Annotated in this window: 20 protein-coding genes; 14 read left to right on the top strand and 6 right to left on the bottom strand. The window is 52.9% G+C overall.

What is annotated here, in order from left to right; genetic code table 11:
* The first annotated feature begins 214 nt into the window (after positions 1-214).
* Genes AUK29_10415 through AUK29_10405 form a run of 3 tightly spaced genes read left to right on the top strand, consistent with a single transcriptional unit; the run spans position 215 to position 2,322 of the window.
* On the top strand, positions 215-733 hold the full coding sequence (locus tag AUK29_10415; protein ID OIP61322.1) for a hypothetical protein: 519 nt from the start codon (positions 215-217) through the stop codon (positions 731-733).
* A gap of 30 nt (positions 734-763) precedes the next feature.
* Positions 764-1,906, top strand: a complete 1,143-nt coding sequence (locus AUK29_10410) for a hypothetical protein (protein ID OIP61321.1) — start codon at positions 764-766, stop codon at positions 1,904-1,906.
* A 38-nt stretch (positions 1,907-1,944) separates the two neighbouring features.
* On the top strand, positions 1,945-2,322 hold the full coding sequence (locus AUK29_10405) for a hypothetical protein (GenBank protein OIP61326.1): 378 nt from the start codon (positions 1,945-1,947) through the stop codon (positions 2,320-2,322).
* A 386-nt stretch (positions 2,323-2,708) separates the two neighbouring features.
* Here AUK29_10405 and AUK29_10400 read toward each other — a convergent pair whose 3' ends face one another.
* From AUK29_10400 to AUK29_10390, 3 genes are all read right to left on the bottom strand, one after another.
* The gene (locus AUK29_10400) at positions 2,709-3,995 is read right to left on the bottom strand and encodes a hypothetical protein (GenBank protein OIP61320.1); all 1,287 of its coding nucleotides are present in this window, start codon (positions 3,993-3,995) and stop codon (positions 2,709-2,711) included.
* 7 nt (positions 3,996-4,002) lie between these two features.
* Entirely contained in the window at positions 4,003-5,271 is a 1,269-nt protein-coding gene (locus tag AUK29_10395; protein OIP61319.1) for a hypothetical protein, read from the bottom strand.
* Positions 5,272-5,344: 73 nt separating this feature from the next.
* Entirely contained in the window at positions 5,345-5,641 is a 297-nt protein-coding gene (locus AUK29_10390) for a hypothetical protein (protein ID OIP61325.1), read from the bottom strand.
* Positions 5,642-5,864: 223 nt separating this feature from the next.
* Here AUK29_10390 and AUK29_10385 point away from each other — a divergent pair, with 223 nt between their 5' ends.
* Positions 5,865-6,095: a hypothetical protein gene (locus AUK29_10385; GenBank protein ID OIP61318.1), complete on the top strand. Its 231-nt coding sequence runs from the start codon at positions 5,865-5,867 to the stop codon at positions 6,093-6,095.
* A gap of 31 nt (positions 6,096-6,126) precedes the next feature.
* On the top strand, positions 6,127-8,061 hold the full coding sequence (locus AUK29_10380) for a hypothetical protein (protein OIP61317.1): 1,935 nt from the start codon (positions 6,127-6,129) through the stop codon (positions 8,059-8,061).
* 4 nt (positions 8,062-8,065) lie between these two features.
* Here AUK29_10380 and AUK29_10375 read toward each other — a convergent pair whose 3' ends face one another.
* Positions 8,066-9,211: a hypothetical protein gene (locus AUK29_10375; GenBank protein ID OIP61316.1), complete on the bottom strand. Its 1,146-nt coding sequence runs from the start codon at positions 9,209-9,211 to the stop codon at positions 8,066-8,068.
* A 529-nt stretch (positions 9,212-9,740) separates the two neighbouring features.
* Here AUK29_10375 and AUK29_10370 point away from each other — a divergent pair.
* From AUK29_10370 to AUK29_10355, 4 genes are all read left to right on the top strand, one after another.
* Entirely contained in the window at positions 9,741-10,448 is a 708-nt protein-coding gene (locus tag AUK29_10370; GenBank protein OIP61315.1) for a site-2 protease family protein, read from the top strand.
* Between the two features lie 75 nt (positions 10,449-10,523).
* Positions 10,524-11,513: a tryptophan--tRNA ligase gene (locus tag AUK29_10365; GenBank protein OIP61314.1), complete on the top strand. Its 990-nt coding sequence runs from the start codon at positions 10,524-10,526 to the stop codon at positions 11,511-11,513.
* Between the two features lie 223 nt (positions 11,514-11,736).
* Complete coding sequence (locus AUK29_10360) at positions 11,737-12,522, top strand: hypothetical protein (protein ID OIP61324.1); 786 nt, start codon at positions 11,737-11,739, stop codon at positions 12,520-12,522.
* Complete coding sequence (locus tag AUK29_10355) at positions 12,519-13,253, top strand: SMC-Scp complex subunit ScpB (GenBank protein OIP61313.1); 735 nt, start codon at positions 12,519-12,521, stop codon at positions 13,251-13,253. The genes AUK29_10360 and AUK29_10355 overlap by 4 nt, the downstream gene beginning before the upstream one ends.
* Here AUK29_10355 and AUK29_10350 read toward each other — a convergent pair.
* Positions 13,248-13,520, bottom strand: coding sequence for a hypothetical protein (locus AUK29_10350; GenBank protein OIP61312.1), 273 nt, complete (start codon positions 13,518-13,520; stop codon positions 13,248-13,250). The two genes, AUK29_10355 and AUK29_10350, sit on opposite strands and share 6 nt — an antisense overlap.
* Positions 13,521-13,607: 87 nt before the next feature.
* On the opposite strand from AUK29_10350, the gene AUK29_10345 reads away from it, so the two are divergent.
* Together AUK29_10345 and AUK29_10340 are read left to right on the top strand one after the other, a co-directional pair.
* On the top strand, positions 13,608-14,342 hold the full coding sequence (locus AUK29_10345; GenBank protein OIP61323.1) for a pseudouridine synthase: 735 nt from the start codon (positions 13,608-13,610) through the stop codon (positions 14,340-14,342).
* Positions 14,343-14,471: 129 nt separating this feature from the next.
* Entirely contained in the window at positions 14,472-14,969 is a 498-nt protein-coding gene (locus tag AUK29_10340) for a hypothetical protein (protein ID OIP61311.1), read from the top strand.
* A gap of 260 nt (positions 14,970-15,229) precedes the next feature.
* On the opposite strand, the gene AUK29_10335 is transcribed toward AUK29_10340, so the two are convergent.
* Positions 15,230-16,525 (bottom strand): asparagine--tRNA ligase, encoded by a 1,296-nt coding sequence (locus AUK29_10335; protein ID OIP61310.1) that lies wholly within the window; start codon positions 16,523-16,525, stop codon positions 15,230-15,232.
* Between the two features lie 657 nt (positions 16,526-17,182).
* On the opposite strand from AUK29_10335, the gene AUK29_10330 reads away from it, so the two are divergent.
* The 3 genes from AUK29_10330 to AUK29_10320 form a co-directional block, all read left to right on the top strand.
* Positions 17,183-18,286: a transcription termination factor Rho gene (locus AUK29_10330; GenBank protein OIP61309.1), complete on the top strand. Its 1,104-nt coding sequence runs from the start codon at positions 17,183-17,185 to the stop codon at positions 18,284-18,286.
* Between the two features lie 161 nt (positions 18,287-18,447).
* Entirely contained in the window at positions 18,448-18,921 is a 474-nt protein-coding gene (locus AUK29_10325; protein ID OIP61308.1) for a hypothetical protein, read from the top strand.
* The coding region (locus tag AUK29_10320) for a hypothetical protein (protein OIP61307.1) at positions 18,921-20,428 on the top strand (1,508 nt) is incomplete at its 3' end. The genes AUK29_10325 and AUK29_10320, both read left to right, overlap by 1 nt.

Here is a 20,428-nt window from a genome sequence, read left to right as displayed (position 1 = left end):
TTATCTTCTTTTTTCATGGATCCCCGGCTTTTTGAAAGCCTTCATAGGTCCAAGAAGTTTCGGGATATTAACATTTTCGAATATCTCTTGTCAAGAATTAATATCCATAAAACCTCAAATCTCAATAATCAGATCATCCGAAAAAAATATACTTAAAGTTTTCCGCAAAAACGGTCGAAAAGATTGAAAGAACAGAAATTTAAGGAGGTATGATATGGCACAAGTCAGCCGGATATTCAACGAGCCTTTTCAGGGAACTCCCGATGTTTTAACGAAGGTTAAACCCGACAAGGCCAACCAGAGCGCCGAGGCGTCCCGGTTCCAACGGTCCTATATCGCCCTCTGCTGTATTTTTGCGGTCCTTTTCAAGGAACCGGGAATTCTCTATCCGGTCATGGTATCCACCCTGATCACCCTGCTCAGTTCAACCCGCTACGAGCCATCGGTTTTGTTTTACCGGTACATCCTGATAAAGGTCCTGGGGAGGGAGCCCTGGCCCATTTCTGAAGACGCCTCAGGCAAGTACCTCCTGGGGAACAGTGCGGAGAAATTCATCTTCACGGTCATGGGCCTCTTTGTTTTTGCCGGCCTTTACCTGCAGGCCTGCGGCGCCGGCTTCTGGATCGTTCCTGTGGCCATTGTCGCGGCGGGCATGTCCCTGGCGGCCACCACTGGAATCTGCCTGATGGGCGTGTCTTACATCCAGGTGCGAAAACTTTTTTCCAAAAGATAAACCTTCTTAAACGGCCGGCGGATGTGAAACATGGAATTGAAGGTCAAGAAGAACGAAAACTGCCTTCTTTATAAGGGCCTGAACGTCAAGCTCTATAAACGGTGCGACTATTGTGAAAGCCGATTTTTTGAATGCCTCGGCACACAGTATAATACCGCGATCATGATGACGTTCACCCTTCTTCTCATCCTCAATTATCTGTCCGGTTACCCGATACTCTACAATCTGGGGATACTTCTGATTGTGGCCATACTCGTCATCCTGGGATTCCTGGTCAATACCAAAACAGACGAACTCTATCTCAATGCATTCGATTTGAAAAAGAAATCCATGGAGATGGAAAAACTGAATCGTGAACTCAGAAGCCTCAACGAATCCATGCATGCCCGGACCGAGGAACTGACCCGGGCCAATAAGGAACTGAGAAAGCTGGACCAGATGAAATCCGATTTCATCTCCATGGTCTCACACGAGTTCAGGAGCCCTCTCACATCCATCAAGGCCTTCTCCAACATCCTCCTCTATAACAATGAACTTGTCCGGCCGGAAGAGAGAAACGACTTTCTCAAGATTATAGACCAGGAAAGCGACCGGCTCACACGCATGGTCAATGATATCCTGGACCTCAGCAAACTCGAGGCAGGTAAGATGGAATGGAACATGCAGGACGTCTCCCTCCCGGATATCATCACAAAAGCAACCGGGTCCATTGCCCCATTGAGCAATGCAAAGGAGATCTGGATGGATACCGAGGTGGAGAAGGATCTCCCCATGGTCATGGGAGATGCGGACAGGCTCATGCAGGTCATCACAAATCTCCTGAGCAATGCCGTCAAATTCACCGGACAAAAAGGAAATATCCGGATTGCCGCCAGGTCCGCCGGAAATGAGATCCAGGTTTCTGTAGAAGACAACGGCATCGGGATCCCTGAAGATCAGAGGCAGGAGATCTTCAGCAAGTTCAAACAGGGGGGAAATGTCCTGACCGGCAAGCCCAAGGGAACGGGCCTGGGGCTTCCGATCTGCAAGGTGATCATCCACGCCCATGGGGGAATGATCTGGGCGGAAGGCAGGGCCGCCGGACAGGGAAGCCGGTTCGTCTTCACGGTCCCGCTTGCCAGGAAAGTCCTGTTGCAGGAAAGCATGCCGTCTCAGGAAGAAATGGCCGGATAATCCCGTCCTTTTCATAAAACGATTTTGGAGGTCATATGCTGAGCAACAAGATTCTGGTGGTGGACGACGAGCCCTGCATCCTCCGCTCCCTTCAGTTTCAACTGGAACGGGTGGGAAAACTCGACGTGATCACCGCCGAAGACGGGGAAGAGGCCATGAAATTGATCGAAAAAGAACGGCCCTGCCTTATCTTTCTGGACATCATGCTCCCCAGCAAGAACGGATACGAGATCTGCCGGCAGATCAAGACCGATCCCGGGCTGTCGGACATCCATGTGATCATCCTGTCTGCCAGAGGTCAGATCAATGAAATCAGCAAAGGGATTGAACTGGGCGCGGATGAGTATATGACCAAGCCCTTTGACCCGTCAGTTGTCCTGGAAAGGGCAAAAAAGATCTTGGCTGGAATTACCTGAATACCGGCGTGATCCGGGGGTCGCCCGGACCGGCCAGAATCCATTCGACACAAATTTTTTCTTCAATTTGGCAAGAACCTTATTTGTAAGTTAGGTTCTTCTCCCATCTATTGGGTAAAAAGGGTTCGAGGATTCAAGGGGTCAAGGGGTCAAGTGTTTGTTTTCCAGTGATTTGATCAGTGCCTTGAGCATCCGCTCAACCTCCTCAGGAAATCTTTTTGTTATTTTATAAATCTCCAAGCATAATTGATAAGACTGGGGCCCTTCCTTTAACTCCTTGTAGTGTTTGAGAACTTCACTTGACCCCTGGAATCCTTGACCCCTTGACCCCTGATGTCTTCACTCACTCTTTTGGAGATGAACCGTAAGTTATTATCTGTCCTTCCTCAAGTGGGAAAAGGCCCGTTTTCCTTTTTAACCGGCTGCAGCTTCCTTAAGAAGAGTTTATAGATCTGCCGTTCATCCGCCAGTTCGATCTTGAACATCAGGTTCACGATGGTGAACCGTTCCCCCTCCTGCGGGACCCGGCGCAGATAGTGGAGGATGTAGCCGTTCAGTGTCCTGTAACCGTTGCCCGGAATATCAAGGTGGAGCTGTTCATTCAGTTCCTGAATGCCGATCCGGGCGTCAGCCAGATATTCATTTTCGCTGACCTCCCGGCAGAGCTGGTCCTTCAGATCATACTCATCCTCAATCTCCCCGAAGATCTCTTCAAGGATGTCTTCCATGGTGATGATCCCCTGTGCAGTCCCATCGTCTCCCAGGACCACCGACATCATGATTCCCCGTTTCTGCATGGATTTGAAAAGGTCCCGGATCAGAGTGTCCGGTTTTACGAAAAAGGGTTTCGCGCAGTAGTCCGCAATCTCCCGGTCAAGCGGCTGGATGCGCAAAAGGTCCAGGGCATGCAGCAGGCCGACGATCCGTGTTCTGTCTCCCCGGTATACCGGGAGCCTCGTGTACCCGTTTCTGACGACCTCATCCATGGCCTGTGTTACGGATGCTTTCTCGCTCACCGAGATCACCTGATCCATGGGGACAAGGATGTGACGGACACGGATGTCACTGAAGTCAAAGATCTTCCTGATGATCCGGACATCCTCCAGCTTGAGCTTCTCGCTCCCTTGGGCGAACCGCCTGATCCACTCCAGATCCTCGTCTTCAACAAAGGGATTCTCCGACGGTTCTTTCACGCCTGTAAATTTCCGGACTAGACTATGAAAGCGGACTGAAAGTTCAATAAGCGGCTTGAAGAGGTCCATGCTGTACGAAAGGGGCCTGGCGATCAGGAGGGCGGCATCCTCCGCCCGGTGATAAAAAAACACTCTGGGGATGATCTCCCCAAAGATGATCAGCAGGGGGAGCTGAACACAAAAGATCATGATGATGGATGCCGCGAGCGAGATGCCGGGGAACATCCGAAAAACGAAAACCGACAGAAAGAGGGTACTGATCCCCGCTGAAAAGACCGTACCGATCATCAGGGCATAAGAGATCTTCCGGGGATCGGAGAGAATGCGCAACAGGGGCATGGCCCCGGGTTTCTGCTTATCCTTGAGATCGAGAAGCGTCAGTTTGTCGGAGACCATGAGAGAGATCTCGGAAACGGCAAAGAAGGCTTCGCCCAGGACGCCTGCAAAAACCCCTATGATCAGCCATACACTCATCAGCATAAAACGTCTACCCGTTTATGTCCGGACCGCCGTCGTCCTCTTGGTGCGCGCCGAGGTCCGTGACCATCAGTTCCAGGATCCGGACGTCCTTGATTCGGTACACCGAGATCTCAAGACCGCCGTATACGATCTTCTCCCCCCACTTCGGGAAATGACCGAGCTGGTCTACGACAAAGCCCCCGATGGTTTCATAGTCCTCACTCTCGATTGCGGCATGAAAAAGGTCGTTGAAATCCTCCAGTGGGAGCATGGCGGAGATCCTGCAGGTCTGCTCGTCAACCTTTTCCACGAGTTTCTCCTCGATGTCCCCCTCATCCTGGATCTCGCCGACAATCTCCTCAAGAAGGTCCTCGAGGCAGACCAGGCCTTCCACGCCGCCGTATTCGTCCACCACCATGGCCATATGAACATTCTGCTTCTTGAATTCCCTCAGAAGTTCGCTGATCCGTTTGGTCTCAGGGACATGCATGGCCGGATGCAGGAGATTGCCGGGCAGTTTCTGGCCTGGTGAAACCCCTTTAAGAACCAGGGGGAGAAGGTCCTTGGCGTACAGGATGCCGACAATGTGATCCCAATCCCCGGCATAAACCGGTATCCTGGAAAAGCTCGCCGCCTTGACCTTCTGAATCATACGGGACACATCCTCCTCCACGTTGACACAGAACATGTCCGGCCGAGGGGTCATGACCTCCTTGACCAGCGTCTTTCGGAAATCCATGACATTCTGTATCATCTCCCGCTCATACATCTCAGGGCCTGGCGAAGGTTTCATGACGAGTTTCTTAAAATCCCGGTCCTGGATCACACGCTTTTCCTGGATCCATCCTTCCCTTAATATGATGGAGGAAACTTTATCGAGTACAAAACGGACCGGAGTGATCATGAAATAAAAGACCTTGAGAACGGGAGATACGCTCCGGATATACCGGACCTCCCTCCCCTGGACCAAGGTCCTGGGAAGGAATCTGCCGAAGAAGAGATAGACTATGAAGAGGACCATGAGGGCAAGGACCCTGCACGGGGCATCCCGAAACACCCAGACCGTGACGACGACCAGAAGGATCCAGATGGCCTGATGCAGGATCAGGAGGGTCAGGAGCGTCTCCTGAGGCCTTTGAGTCAGAAAACGCAGGGCCGGGCTTTCATCCGCCTCGGCCATGGCCCGCACCTCCGACTGATCCAGGACAAAGAAGGATTTCTTGGAACCGGATACGAAGGAGGATAGCGCAATTAAGCTGAACGAAAAAAGGATATAAACAAATAAGGGGACGTCCAAACGGCTCTGACCTCACTCAAAGGGGACCTGACTGCAAACCCTGCACAGGCGCAGTCCTCGATGCCTCTCACTATCATTCATCTTTAATCATATTCGGAGTCAGTATGAAGAAGCGGCCTTCTTCCTCATGGACCCGCTTTAGAAATTCACAATGAAGACAATCCTTCATCTTCCTGGCAAATGTGCCCTGTATTTGACCTCCGCAGAGCGTTCCGGTAACGGCCCAGCAAAACCTGCCGGCATACTTGCCTCTATTCGTATGATCATATTCATTAGGCAAAGCCGCCGGGCATGTTCCCATCATCTCAATATTTGCGCCGCCCGGCTGCCGTCCGCATTCCTTCATTTCCCAGCAGTTTTTTCGTTCCATGTGTGATGCCTTTTCTTTTAAAACATATTTATATATATAACACATAGAAGCCGCTTTATCAAGTCCTGCCCCGGACCCAAAAACAGAATATATGAAAACATCAAAGCTGTTTATGCCTATCTTAATTTTTATATTGATTTATAATTATAATTATAATAGTATCTCAACATTTTAATATTATTCTATCGCAGAGGCAGGCATCGCTTCTAAAAGGAGATCATGAATGAACTGCTGGGAATTCAAGAAGTGCGGACGTGAAAAAGCAGGGGCAAAGGCCGCTGAGTTGGGTGTCTGTCCGGCGTATCCCGACCATGGGACCCATTGCGCCCGCGTAACCGGAACGCTGTGTGGCAACAAGGTGCAGGGAACTTTTGCCAAGAAGATACAAAGCTGCGTCGAGTGTGACTTTTACAAAAGCGAGTATTACGACAGAGGTTTCACAAAACTGATATAATGAAAACGCACATCGGATCGGTAGGGAAACCATGAACGAGATCAACAAATACAAGCAAGAGATCCTTGACGCCGTCTCAGACGGCATATTCGTCATAGACAGGGATTTCAACATCGTGTTCGCCAACAAGGCCATGCTCGATTTATGCAATGGGCTGACGGCAGAAGATGTCAACAAGAAAAAATGCCACGACCTGTCACATGGATGCCCCACGCCCTGCCCCGAAGAATGCCTTCAGGAGATCATCTGCCCCCATGCCGAAGCGTTTCAAAACGGCAGGGCAACATCGGTGGTGCATACCCATACCATGCCTGACGGCGCGAAAAAAACATTCCATATCGCTTCCTTTCCCATCAGAGATGAAAAAGGCCATGTTACTCATCTGATCCAGATCCTGCGGGACGTCACTGAAATGCATCAAACCAAAGAGGCGTTGATAAAAAGCGAGGAATTCATAAAGAAAATACTCGATACCGTTGATGAGGGTTTTATTGTCATAGACCCTGAGTACCGGATCGTCTCCGCTAACAAGGCATACTGCGAACAGGTGAAGTGTACGGCCAATAATATCGTAGGAGAACACTGTTACGATGTTTCGCATCATCGGGACCGGCCCTGTTTTGATGCAGGAGAGGAATGCCCTCCGGCACATACCTTTAAGACCGGGGAGCCTTGCGCGGCCGTCCATACGCACTATGACAGCGACGGCAATCCTGTTTATATAGAGACGAAATCCTATCCCATGAAAGACGCCTCCGGAAAGGTGACTGCGGTCATCGAGACATTGAATAACATAACGGAAAAGAAGACGCTCGAAGACCAGCTTCGCCACGCGCAGAAGATGGAAGCCGTCGGGACCCTGGCGGGCGGTATTGCGCACGATTTTAACAATATCCTTACGGCCATCATGGGCTACGCCAATATCGTGCAGATGAAGATGCAAAAAGACGATCCGGAGAGAGACGATGTGACGCAGATACTCGAGTCCGCTGAACGGGCCGCCAAGCTGACGCACAGCCTGCTTGCATTCAGCAGTCAGCAGGTCATGAACACGCAGCCGTTGAATTTGAACGAGATCATACGGAATATGGAGCGGTTTACGGCAAGGCTGATCGGAGAAAACATCGAAATCAGGACCATGCTCGGAGAGGGAGAGGTGATCATGATGGCTGATTCAGGCCAGATCGAGCAGGTTATGATGAACCTCATCGTCAACGCACGGGACGCTATGCCGAAGGGCGGCGTTCTGACCATACGATCAAAGGTTGTCGATGCCGATGAAGAATTCCTGAAATCCCAGAGCTATGTCAAACACGGAAGGTATGCGCTGGTTTCCGTGTCTGACACTGGCATCGGCATGGATGAAGAAACAAAAAGGAGAATATTCGAACCGTTTTTCACAACCAAGGAAATAGGGCGGGGGACCGGGCTCGGGCTTGCACTCGTATACGGTATCGTCAAACAGCATCATGGTTATATTTTAGTGGACAGCGAGCCGGGCAAAGGAACGTTATTCAGGATTTATTTCCCTTTAATCGAGCCGCCTGTTGAAAGGAAACCGACAAAGAAACATGAGCATCTTCCTGGAGGGGGGGAGACCATCCTGGTGGCCGAGGATGACGACACGTTGCGGAAGCTCCTGCAGACCGTATTGACCATGGGCGGATATAAAACCATCATGGCGGAAAATGGAGATGACGCGGTTCTCAAGTTCAAAGAGAAGAAAGACGATATTCAGCTCGTCCTGCTCGATATGCTGATGCCGAAAAAAAACGGCAAAGAGGCTTATGACGAAATCATAAAGATAAAGACCGGCATCAAGGCTATTTTCATCAGCGGATATACGGCAAACGGTTTCAAAGGACTGGAAGGCCTTGAAAAGAATGTTGCCTTTGTCTCAAAGCCCATAACGCCCGGGGATCTTCTGAGTCGGGTGAGAGAAACGCTGGATGAGGAGGATGGATAACGCATCACCTCTTTTTGAAGATCCCCGACAGAACATCCCGAGTCAGACCGGGGAGGATCTTCAGGACTTCTTTCTTCAGGGAAAGATACCCCTGGGTCCCGGCCGCCAGGTCCGCCACGAGATTCCGGACGGCGGGATGATCCCTGGAAAGCGTCACCAGGCGGGCCGTCACCTCCGGATCGTAGAACCTGTGCACATAGGAAGAGGCGCAGTCTAATTCAGGAACGATATCCTTGCGGCAGGCCTCTTCATAGGCCATGAGCCTCCCGCAGGAGATGGCCTCAAAGAGAAGCTCGGCGGAACGGAAGGCATAATAGATCCCCTCGCCCGTGAGCGGATCCACAAAACCTGCCGCGTCCCCGGTCAAGGCCCAGTTCTCGCCGCAGATTCGATTGGCCGAAAGCCCCCGGCTGGAAAGCGACGGGATCAGGGCCGAATATCTTGTCCGATTTCTCTTCTCAAAGCCGGGGAGATTTTTCTTTAAAAAACCATCGAGGCATGAGAAAAGTTTTTTCCCGGTCGTCTCGCCTGTTCTCACGGCAATCCCTGCAGAGAGATGATCCTTTCTGGGGAAGACCCAGATATACCCGGAGAGGCCCGATAGAAAACCGATCATCACCTCAGGTTCTTCAGGCGCTCCCTCCACCCAGTAACCCACGGCGAGCGCAGTCTCCTCCTTGGAAAAACGCGCCGCCACGGTTCTCCGGACCAGGCTGTTCACGCCGTCCGCTCCGATCAGGAGATCGCACGAATCTCTTCTGCCGGCGGCGGACAGACGCCACCTCCGGCCCTGGGGGACCACCCGGTCCACATTCGCCCGGATGAGCTTCACGCTCTCTTTGGATTCGAGGCTCGTAAGCAGGTAGGCCCCAAGCTCCTGCCGAGAGGCAATCAGGATCGGATCGGGATAAGAAACCGTGCAATACTCCCCGTCCGCAGCAACCATCCTCATGTGATGCACGGCAAGGCACTGTGAGCGGAAGCCATCGAGAACAGGGAATGCGCTGTAGGTCCGGAACGTGATTCCGCCCCCGCAAGGCTTCTCCCACGGCGTCCTGGGATCATACAGGGAAACCTCATATCCCTTCGCCCCGAGAAGCGATGTGAGATAGAGTCCCGATATCCCGGCGCCCACAATTCCGATCCGCATACGCATTCAGCCTCCATGATCGGTGATGGAATCTTTGCACCTTATACTATAATGGACTTCGCATAGGTAATTCAACTAGTCAGTGACCTCCGGCAAAGCCGGAGACTTGACGTTTGCCGGCCCCTCAAAGGGGCCTATTCGCAAACGGTTAAGAACACCCTCCCCTTAATCCCCTCCCCTCAAGGGAGGGGAAGTCCACTGGCAGTTCCCTCGCCCCTTGTGGGAGAGGGGAAGGGTGAGGGGTAAAACATTTCAGTTAACTGCATACTCCCGGAATTGTCAAACTCTGGGAGTCCCCCGGCAGAGCCGGAGGTTTACCTAAATGTTAATTATGGAACCGGCATGTCTACGACAAAAATGCCTGCCCTCGACTACGATCGGGGGTTGGCATACATCAGGATTACATATGGTTGTCATTGTACAAAATCATTGACATTGAACCCCCGTTCTGATAGTTTTTTTCGATACATTTTGGTCGGACATCTGAAAATCAAATGCTTGAAACCTTTTGAAATTCATAGGATTATGGATGGACTTTGCTCAATATATTCAGGTTGCAGCGGTCATGGCGCCGCCCATTATCTTCTCCATTATCCTGCATGAGGTGGCTCATGGATGGGTTGCCGAAAAATTCGGGGATACCACGGCAAGAAGCATGGGGAGGTTGACGCTCAACCCCCTGCCCCATATCGACCTGATGGGGACCATCCTTCTGCCGCTCTTTCTGATCCTGATCGGGTCGAAATTTCTCTTCGGCTGGGCCAAACCGGTCCCGGTCAATTTCAGAAACCTTAGGAATCCGAAACACGATATGATCTATGTCGCAGGCGCCGGGCCGGCAACCAATCTGATCCTGGCTCTGATCTTTACATTGATCTACACGGTCCTCGTCCTATCCTCTCCTTCGCTCAAGGTGGTATTCCATATATTTATATCAACATTAAAGATCCCTTCCTGGGGAGACCATTCCGCGGTATCTTTCCTGGCCACACCCCTGGTCCTGATGGCGGGCACGGGCGTGGTCATCAACATCCTGCTGATGCTTTTTAACCTGATCCCCGTGCCGCCTCTGGACGGCGGAAGGATCATGGTGGGGATTCTCCCGCAGAAAAAAGCCGTGGCCCTGGCCAAGGTTGAACCCTATGGAATGCTCATCCTGGTCCTGATCATCATGAGCGGCATTCTGAACTTCACCATCTGGCCGATCTTCGACCGGATGATCGATTTCCTGTTATGATGGTCAAGGCCATGTCAAAAGCTAACCACAGAGTACACAGAGAATACTTTGTGTTCTCTGTGGTAAGGAGACGGAATGACTAAAGAGCGGGTCTTAAGCGGGATGCGCCCGACAGGGAAACTCCATCTGGGGAACTACCTGGGGGCGCTGAAAAACTGGAAAGAGATGCAGGAAACCTATGATTGTTTCTTTTTTGTAGCCGACTGGCATGCCCTGACCACGGAGTACGCCTCAACCTCGGATATACGGACCTATATCCATGAGATGCTGATCGACTGGCTTGCGGTGGGGATCGACCCCGAAAAAGCCACGATCTTCGTCCAGTCCATGGTCCCGGACCATGCGGTTCTCCATCTCCTCCTTTCCATGATCACTCCCCTGCCTTGGCTGGAGCGCTGTCCCACCTATAAGGAACAGCAGCAGCAGCTCACGGAAAAGGATCTCTCCACGTTCGGATTCCTGGGCTATCCGGTGCTCCAGGCTGCGGACATCCTGATCTACAAGGCCCACAAGGTCCCGGTGGGCATTGATCAAGTCCCTCACCTCGAACTCACGAGGGAGATCGGCCGCCGGTTCAACCACCTGTATGGCGAGGTCTTTCCAGACCCCCAGGCCATCCTTGCAGAGATCCCGAAACTCCCTGGAACCGACGGCAGGAAGATGAGCAAGAGCTACGACAACTGCATCTACCTCTCCGATTCCGAGGAGGTGATCCGGAACAAGGTCCGGAACATGATGACCGATCCCCAGCGCAAGAGGAGACAGGACACCGGCGATCCCGATGTCTCCCCGGTCTTCGCATACCATAAGATTTTTTCCAGTCGTGAAGAGGTCGAACGGATTGCCCACGAATGCCGGACCGCGGGGATCGGATGTGTGGACTGTAAGAAAATCCTGGCCGGCAACATGATCCGGAAGCTCTCCCCGATCCATGAAAAGCGGGCCGCCGTCGCCGCAGACAAGAAACGGATCATCGAGATCGTTGAGCAGGGCACGGCATCGGCTGCAAGGGCCGCTTCGCAGACCATGGCTCAGGTCCGAGAGGCGATGAAGATTTCTTTTTGATCCGTCACGGGCTTATTAATGGTCTTAAAATTGTAACGACATGATCTCTATAAATCCCTCCCCCGATAAACCCATTCGAGGGCAGGCGCCGGGAGGAATTTACCCCTCTTTGAAAACTTGTCCTCGAATGATTTTATCGGGGAAGAGGGGCGAGGGGAGATTTTACAATCCATGTCAATTCTATTACGAGACCCTTGATACTCCCGATCGGAGGGTTGTATCCATGTCCTACAAGGTCAAGCTGAACGTTTTTGAAGGCCCGTTGGACCTTCTGCTCTACCTGATACAGAAGCACGAAATCGATATCTACGATATCCCTATCGCGCTGATTACACGGGAATACCTGGAATATCTCGACCTGATGAAGACATTGAACCTGGATGTCGCGGGGGAGTTTCTTGTCATGGCCGCCACACTGACACAAATCAAGTCCAGGATGCTCCTTCCTCCTGAAGAGACCGATGAGGAGGAGGAGGGAGGGGTAGATCCGCGCCAGGAACTGATCGAGCGCCTCCTGGAATATAAGAAATACAAGGAGGCGGCCCATTCGCTGAAAGACCAGGAGAATCTCTGGATCGATTCCTATGCATTCGGTTCGGCGGATCATGCCAAAGAGGAGCGGGAAGTGGTCCTGATCAACCTGAACCTCATGGACCTGATCGAGGCATTCCGGAACGTTCTGAATAAGGCCTCGACCGACGACGTACACGAGATCACGGTTGATGCCATGACCATCAAGGAGAAGATCTCATGGATCATGGAGACCCTGGAGTATCGTGAAAGCATCCGTTTCGAGGACCTGTTCCATGAAACCCCCACCCGGCATGAGATCATCCTCACCTTTCTCGCCCTCCTTGAGATCATCCGCCTGCGCCTGGTCCGGATCGAACAGACCGACCGGTTCGGGCCCATCCGGATCCAGAAGGCCGTGAACGAGCAGGAGAAACCGCCGAAAGACGGGCCCCCTTCTTTTGCAGAAGAATCTGAATCCCTATCGGAGGAAACATGAACGAGACTGAATTGATCCGGGTCATTGAAGGGCTGATCTTCGCCTCGGAAACGCCCATCTCCCTGGAACAACTTCATGAGATCCTTGAACCCGAAGGCCTGGACAAACAGGCGGTCAGGAAGGCCGTCGCCGATCTCGCAAGATCCCTGGAAGAAGGGAACAGGGCCGTTCAAGTGATCGAGGCCGCGGGCGGATACCGCCTGCTCACACGCAAAGACCTCGTGGTCTGGATCAAGAAGCTCCGCCGTCCGAAAAAGGTCCGGCTTTCTCCGGCTTCGCTTGAAGTCCTGGCGATCATCGCCTACAAGCAGCCGGTCACAACCCCGGAGATCGAGTCGATCCGAGGGGTCAATTCATCCGGAGTCATCAAGACCCTGCTCGACAGGAATCTGATCAAAATTACAGGACGGATGGATGCGGTCGGCAATCCCATCATGTATGCCACGACCAGGGAGTTCCTGGAATACTTCGGGCTCCGATCCCTCAAGGACCTCCCGACCCTCAAGGAGTTTCAGGAGATCCTCGAGGAGCACGAGGAAAACATGCCTCCGGAACCGGAAGATGCAAGCGCCGTCTCTCCCTCTCCGGACGGAACCTCGGCTGAGGGGGGTCCGGGAGGTCAAGACGTGTCGGAAGATCAGGAAATTCCGGAGGATAACGGCATCACTTACGAGCAGAACATCAAGGATGCAGAGGACTTTGCGGAAGATCATCAGGAAGATATTTTATAGCAGGATCTTTTTAACCTTGCATTGGTGCTTGAGCACAACCAGACTGTTGTTCAGGCGCTGCAACCGCATGTTGCGCTGCCGCACGGCATGATGATCCCTGGGGTCAGGGCTTTCGGCCCGTACCAGCTTCTGCACCTTGATGAGATTGTGGTAGAGTTCTTTGTAGTCCGATTCCACAAATTTTTTGAGGAAGATCGGCGTGACGAAAACATATCCTTCTGCGACATCTTTTGCCACAGCCAGTGGATTGCCCTGAATGAAGGCCATGTTGATGCTTTCTGCAATAACGTTATAGGATCCTATTTATCATAACACCAAATGAATACTGAAGTCAAAAAAGAGATGACCAAAAACATGATCCGTCTCCAGAAAGCCATTGCCGATGCCGGAGTTGCATCCAGAAGGGAGGCTGAAGAGATGATCAGGCAAGGCCTGGTCACGGTCAACGGTCAGGTGATCACCCATCTCGGGACACAGGTCGACCCGGAACACTGTCATATCAAGGTTCGCGGCAAGCTCATCCAATCACAGCAGAAAAAAGTCTACCTGGCCCTGAACAAACCGATCGGATATGTCACCACCCTCAAGGATCCGCAAAACCGCTCCACGATCATGGAATTGATCCGAGGGGGGATCAAAGCGCGCCTCTTCCCGGTGGGCCGTCTCGACTGCAACTCTGAAGGATTGATCATCCTCACCAATGACGGTGAACTCGCCAATGAGATCATGCACCCCAGGCGCCGCATGCCCAAGACCTACCTGGTCAAGGTGAAAGGAAAGCTGACCCCCTCAAAACTCGATAAACTGAAACGGGGGGTCCATCTCCCCGACGGGCTTACCGCTCCGGCCGTGATACGGAACGTCCGGCCTCTTCCTGTCAATACCTTCCTGGAGATCACCATCCATGAAGGGAGAAAGAGGGAGATCCGACGCATGTTTGATAAAATCGGGCATTCAGTCCTCAAACTCAAAAGGATCCGCATCGGCCCGGTCTCCCTGGGCGGCCTTCCCCTCGGGAAATTCAGAAAACTCAATTCCGATGAGATCAAACGACTGACCACATGGGGCGTCAAAGAGAAGAAAAACTGAAAAATCAGCTTTTCTTTACAATTTATCCTTGATTTTGTTCCTCTTAATATATACATTTTAATATTTAAATTTATTGATGACTCGTCTTAAGAATAGAGCGTTTCAATATAAATCTGAGGGGGGCTTTTTATGAATTCTGCAGGCCGCATCGATCGAAGACTTCTTGTCCTGACTATCTTTCTTTCACTCTTGATGATCATGGGATGCTCTAAAGGGAAGAAACAGGCCGAAGGTGAAGCCGGACGAAACATCCGGGGGACATGGTCCGGCACCGCCCAGCAGACCGGCAGCCCCAACCCGACCTTTTCGTTGAAACTGAACACCAAAGAGGGCGGCGAAGTCTGGGGGACGATCACCTCCATGGATGGGACTTTCGAAGAAGCGATCATTTCAGGAGGAAAGTTCGTCGACAACAATGTGACCTTCTCCGCCACGTCCAACGGAAGCAATTTCAGGAACGGCCATATTTTTTCCTTCGAAGCAAAAGTACAGGGAGACCGGATGGAAGGCGTCTGGACAGACATTCTGGAGAGAAGCAGAGGCCCCTTCACGGTGATTCGGGAAAAGGCCCCGGTGAAAGCAGAAGAGGGAAAGGGTTCTTCCTCTGACAAACCTCAGAAGCGATAATCCTGCTGGAGGATACAAGAGTCCAAGGAGTTAAGGGGTTAAGGGGTCAAGGGGTCAAGGGGTCAAGGGCTCAAGGGCTCAAGGGGTCAAGGGGTCAAGTGAAGTGCAAAAGACATAAGGGGCCGAGGGTCCTAGGGTTCAAGGGTTCCAGTGTTTTTCTCTGGGGATTTTGCTTGCGTTTCAGTATTTCACTTGACCCCTTGAACCCTGGAATCCTCGAACCCTTTTTACCCGCTATATGGGAGAAGAACCAAAGATGTTCACGGTGTAAGCCGCTCCATCATCCTCGGGAAGGGGATGGTTTCCCGCACATGCTTCAAGCCGCAGATCCATGCCACGGCCCGCTCAATCCCCATCCCGAAGCCGGCGTGGGGCACAGAACCGTACCTGCGTAGATCCAGATACCAGCCGAAAACCTCCGGAGAGAGACCGTGATGCAGGATCTTCTCTTTGAGCGTCTCGTAGTCATCCTCACGCTGGCCGCCTCCGATGATCTCCCCGTAACCTTCCGGGGCCAGCATGTCCACACAGAGCGCCGCCTCCGGATGGCCCGGATCGGTCTTCATGTAAAAGGCCTTGCACTTCACCGGATACCGGTGGATCATGACCGGCCGGTCGAACTCATCCGAGATCAGCGTCTCCTCGTCTCCCCCCAGGTCCTCCCCCCATGGCGTGTTGTTCCCTTTCCGACGAAGGATTTCGATGGCCTCCGAATAGGTGATCCTCGGGAAAGGCCGCTTGGCTCTCTTCAGAGGTTCGATGTCCCGCTCGATGATTTTCAACTCAGGGAGTCTGTTTTCCAGCACCCGCTGAATCACGAACTCCACGAACTCCTCGGCCAGATCCATATCCTGGTTCAGGTCGCAATAGGCCATCTCAGGCTCCACCATCCAGAACTCGGTCAGGTGGCGCCGGGTCTTGGACTTCTCCGCCCGGAACGTGGGACCGAAACAGTAGACCTTGCCGAAAGCCATGGCCCCGGCTTCGTTGTAGAGCTGCCCGCTCTGCGTCAGGTAGGCCTGGGTCTCAAAATATTCGGTGCTGAAAAGGGTCGTGGTCCCCTCACAGGCGTTGGGGGTAAAAATCGGAGCGTCCAGAAGGGTGAATCCCTTGCCGTCAAAGAAATCGCGTACCGCCCGGATCACTTCATGACGGATCCGGAGGATGGCGTGCTGGCGGGAGGAGCGGAGCCAGAGGTGCCGGTGATCCATGAGAAAGGCGACGCCGTGCTCCTTGGGCGTGATCGGGTAGTCAAGGGCCTCATGCACCAGCGACAGATCAGTAACGCCCAGCTCATACCCGAGGGGTGATCTCTCATCCCTCTTGACCCTGCCGCGGACTTCTATGGCTGATTCCTGAGAAATCCTATCGGCCAGATCAAAAAGCTCCGGAGAGACGTCCCCCTTGAAAACCACGCATTGAATGATCCCTGTTCCGTCCCGGACCTGAAGAAAATGGAGTTTGCCGCTGGAGCGCCTGTTGTAGAGCCATCCCTGGAGCAGAACTTCTTTGCCTTCATATTTGGAGATATCTTCAATCCACACGCGGTCAGTCATGCACCCTCCTTGATAAGCTTTGATCCGCTGACCATCCTTGCAGATTTTCCGGAGAATGTCAATACGGGGTATGGGAGATTGTCAACCTCACTGCCGACGCCCACCCGATACATCTGCACCTCGGTCAGGATAAGCATGTCAAAGTCTTCCGACCGTCTGGAATCCATCCCGCATCGAGAAGGCCCCCGACCTTCCGGGCACTCCAGAGGGGCCCGTGGTGCAGTCCGACGATAACCACATCGATGGTGAATAGCTGGTTCGGGCATTTCCTATTGACGCTGTCATCCTTGGTGGTATATCTTGAGTGGCAATTTTACCTGAAGAAAAGAAACCACCAGATCTCACAAAGAAAGGAAAAGTCATCAACCTCCGGCAAAACCGGAGGCTTGACGTTTGCCGGCCCCTCAAAGGGGCCTATTCGCAAACGGTTAAAAACACCCTCCCCGGAGTCCCCTCCCATCAAGGGCTGGGAGGCCGCTGGCAGTTCCCTCGCCCCTTGTGGGAGAGGGCAAGGGTGAGGGGTAAAGCATTTTCGGTTAACTGCATACTCCCGGAATTGTCAAACTCTTGGAGTCCCCCGGCACAGCCGGGGGTTTGCCCTTATTTAATCAGACAAGATGCCTTCAGAATTGTCCCGCAGGAGGAGAAATCCGTTTCATGCCCAACACAGCCGGCGGCGTTTTAAAAATGACCAGCAAGGGAGGCGGCGTGCTGCGCGACCCCTTGTTTTCCTTTCGGAAAAGGCCCAATGATGTCGCTGTTCCGTCCAGACTCATTCGGGAGTATGGCCTCGTTGAGGGGGCTGCCGTCACCGGCTCCATCAGGAAGGGACCGAACGGGCCTGAACTCTCCTCGGTAGAGTCGGTCTGCGGCCTCACGCCCGATGCCTTTTGCGGCCGAAGGCCTTTTAAAATCCTTACAGCCATCGACCCTTGTGAACGGTTCCACCTGGCCGCATCGGGTGAGACGAGCATGCGTATCGTTGATCTTGTAGCGCCGATCGGCAAGGGCACACGGGGCCTGATTGTCTCTCCGCCCAAGGCCGGCAAGACCATGCTCCTGAAGCAGATGGCCAATGCCATCCATGCGGACGACCCCGGGACCCGGATCATCTTTCTGTTGCTCGATGAACGGCCTGAAGAAGTCACCGACTTTCAACGTTCCGTGGAAGCGGAGGTCCTCTCAAGCAGCAGCGATCAGAGCATGCAGGAGCACGTGGATCTGGCCGAATTGACACTCGCACATATCCGTACCGATCTTGAGTGCGGCCGTAATGTGGTGGTCCTGGTCGACAGCCTCACACGCATGGGGAGGGCTTTTAACGTTAAAGGTTCCAACTCGGGACGGACCCTTTCAGGCGGCCTGGGGGCAGGGGCGCTGGAGATTCCGCGCCGCTTTTTTGGCCTTGCGAGAAACATCGAGGGCGGCGGCTCCGTGACCATTATCGCCACGGCCCTGGTTGATACCGGCTCCCTCATGGACCAGTTGATCTTCGAAGAGTTCAAGGGGACCGGCAACAGCGAGATCGTCCTGGAGCGCTCCCTAGCTGAAGCCCATATCTTTCCGGCCATCAACATTCGCTCCAGCAGCACCCGGAAGGAAGAGCGGCTGTACAGTGAGGATGAGAGCCGGCGCATCTCAACGCTCCGCCGGGCACTGGCGGACCTGAAACCCGACGAAGCCATGGAAACGCTTCTGAGGCTGATCGATAAGCATCCAACCAACGAGGATCTCCTGATGAGCATTCCCATGGGCCGCTGAGGGAACAGGTATCTTAAACATCCGGGCAGGCCTGACTCTCATGGTGTACACGGTTCAGTACCGGTTATATGATTCTGCTTGACCTTTTGAGGTTTTATCATTAAATTGTATCATTGAATGACAGGCTATTTTATAAACTATTTTTGAAGGAGGACAACAGTATGAAGAAGCTCATGGTCGTATGGATGGTTCTTCTCAGCTTCGTGCTCATGGCAGGAACGGCTTTTGCCGGGCAGGCACACAACAATTGCGGCTGCGGCCTCGGCACTGTGCTCTGGGCGGGCAATTCGGACAATTCCGTAGTTTCCCAAACTCTTCAGGCTACAACCAACGGAACGTTTGCCAATCAGCTTTTCGGCATTACCTCAGGCACACTGGAGTGCGAGCAGCCATCCAAGATTGCCGCCAGTGAGCGCCTCATGGAGTTCGCTTCAAGGAACACGGATAACCTGGCCAAGGACATCGCCAAAGGACAAGGCGAGTCTTTGGATACCCTGGCGGAGCTGATGGAGATCCCGGAGTCCGCCCGGCCCGAGTTTGCCTCTAAGCTTCAGAGTCATTTCGGAAACATCTTTGTAACGGGCGCCGAAAATGCAGCGACGATCCTGGATAGAATTGCCGTCGCAATTAATTAATGATCCTCGTTCATTCACAATCTTTAAATCTAAACCGAAAGGCGGGGCACAGAAGGTTATACCTTCAGTGTCCCGCCTTTTTCATGTTTCTGCTCATGACTCTGATCGCTCCCTGCCTTGCCGATGCTGCTCCGGAAGACCCATATCTTTCTAAACTGATTGCCGGAGCAGAGCAAAGAGAACTTTACCGTCAGCGGAACTGGCATATCCTCCTCCATTACAAGCCCTCACTCCATGGTGTCACCAGCTTGATCGACGACCCCAAATTTTTTCTGGCTGAAGATGGGAAGCACAATCCGGAGGCCGAACTCATCGCGACACTTCGAGCCCTTTTTCAGCCCGGACCGGAGAATGATGAACATCCCCGCTGCCGCTTTGTCGCACGCTTTGATTGGCTCAAACAAGAGCTTGAAATCGACGAGAACAGGCTTCCGGCCATATCCTGCAATGAATTTCAGCGCGCCCTGAACAAGGTTCAGCCCAGATCCGCTGTTCTGATTTTTCCGACGACTCACGTCAACAGCCCCGCCTCGATGTTCGGCCATACCCTGATCAGCATTCAGGGCCCCTATGAAAGCAAACTCCTCTCTTACGCTGTGAATTACTCGGCCGTTACCGATGAGACCAACGGCTTCGCTTACGCTATCAAGGGGATCCTGGGGGTTTACCGAGGGTATTTTTCCATACTCCCCTATTACGAAAAGCTGAAGGAGTACAGTGACCTGAAACGCCGGGATGTCTGGGAGTATGACCTGAATCTGAGCGAAGAAGAAACCATGCGGATGTTCCTGCACATCTGGGAATTGCGGGACATCTATTCCGACTACTTCTTCTTTGATGAAAACTGCTCCTATAACCTGTTGTTTCTCCTGGAGGCGGCCCGTCCCGAGCTGAACCTGACCGATCCGTGCCGGCCCTGGGTCATTCCCATTGACACGGTCCGGATGATCCGGGACAGCGGACTGTTCAAAGAGGCTTTTTATCGCCCATCCAAGGCCACACGGATCAGCCATATCGCATCGCAGATGAACGATGCTGAACAGAAAGCCGCTGTAGAGGTCATCAGGGGTGAAAGAGCGCCGGAAGATCTGACGCAGAAGAATCTCACCAGAGACGGAGAGATTCGGATTCTCGATCTTTCCGCGGAAACCATTGAGTTCCGGTATTTTGAAAAGGAATTGACCCAGGAGGAATACCGGCGCCGGTATCTGGCCCTGCTCAACGCCCGCAGCCGGCTCGGACAACCCGGCAAGGCAAGTCCGGAAATTCCGACGCCCATCCGCCCCGACCTGGGGCACGGCTCCAACCGCCTTGGCGTGGGAGCGGGGTTTTGGAAAAAAAACTTCTTCCAGCAGGTAAGTATCCGCCCGGCTTATCATAATCTTCTGGACGCCGATCAGGGATACCTGGCCGGTTCTCAGATCGACTTCGGCAATCTGGTTTTGCGTTACTATCCGAACGCGGGGAAGTCCGAACTTCATGCCCTGGACCTGATCAATATCTTCTC

The sequence above is a fragment of the Nitrospirae bacterium CG2_30_53_67 genome (assembly GCA_001873285.1).
Lineage (GTDB): Bacteria > CG2-30-53-67 > CG2-30-53-67 > CG2-30-53-67 > CG2-30-53-67 > CG2-30-53-67.
This window is presented reverse-complemented; position numbering and strand designations above follow the sequence as displayed.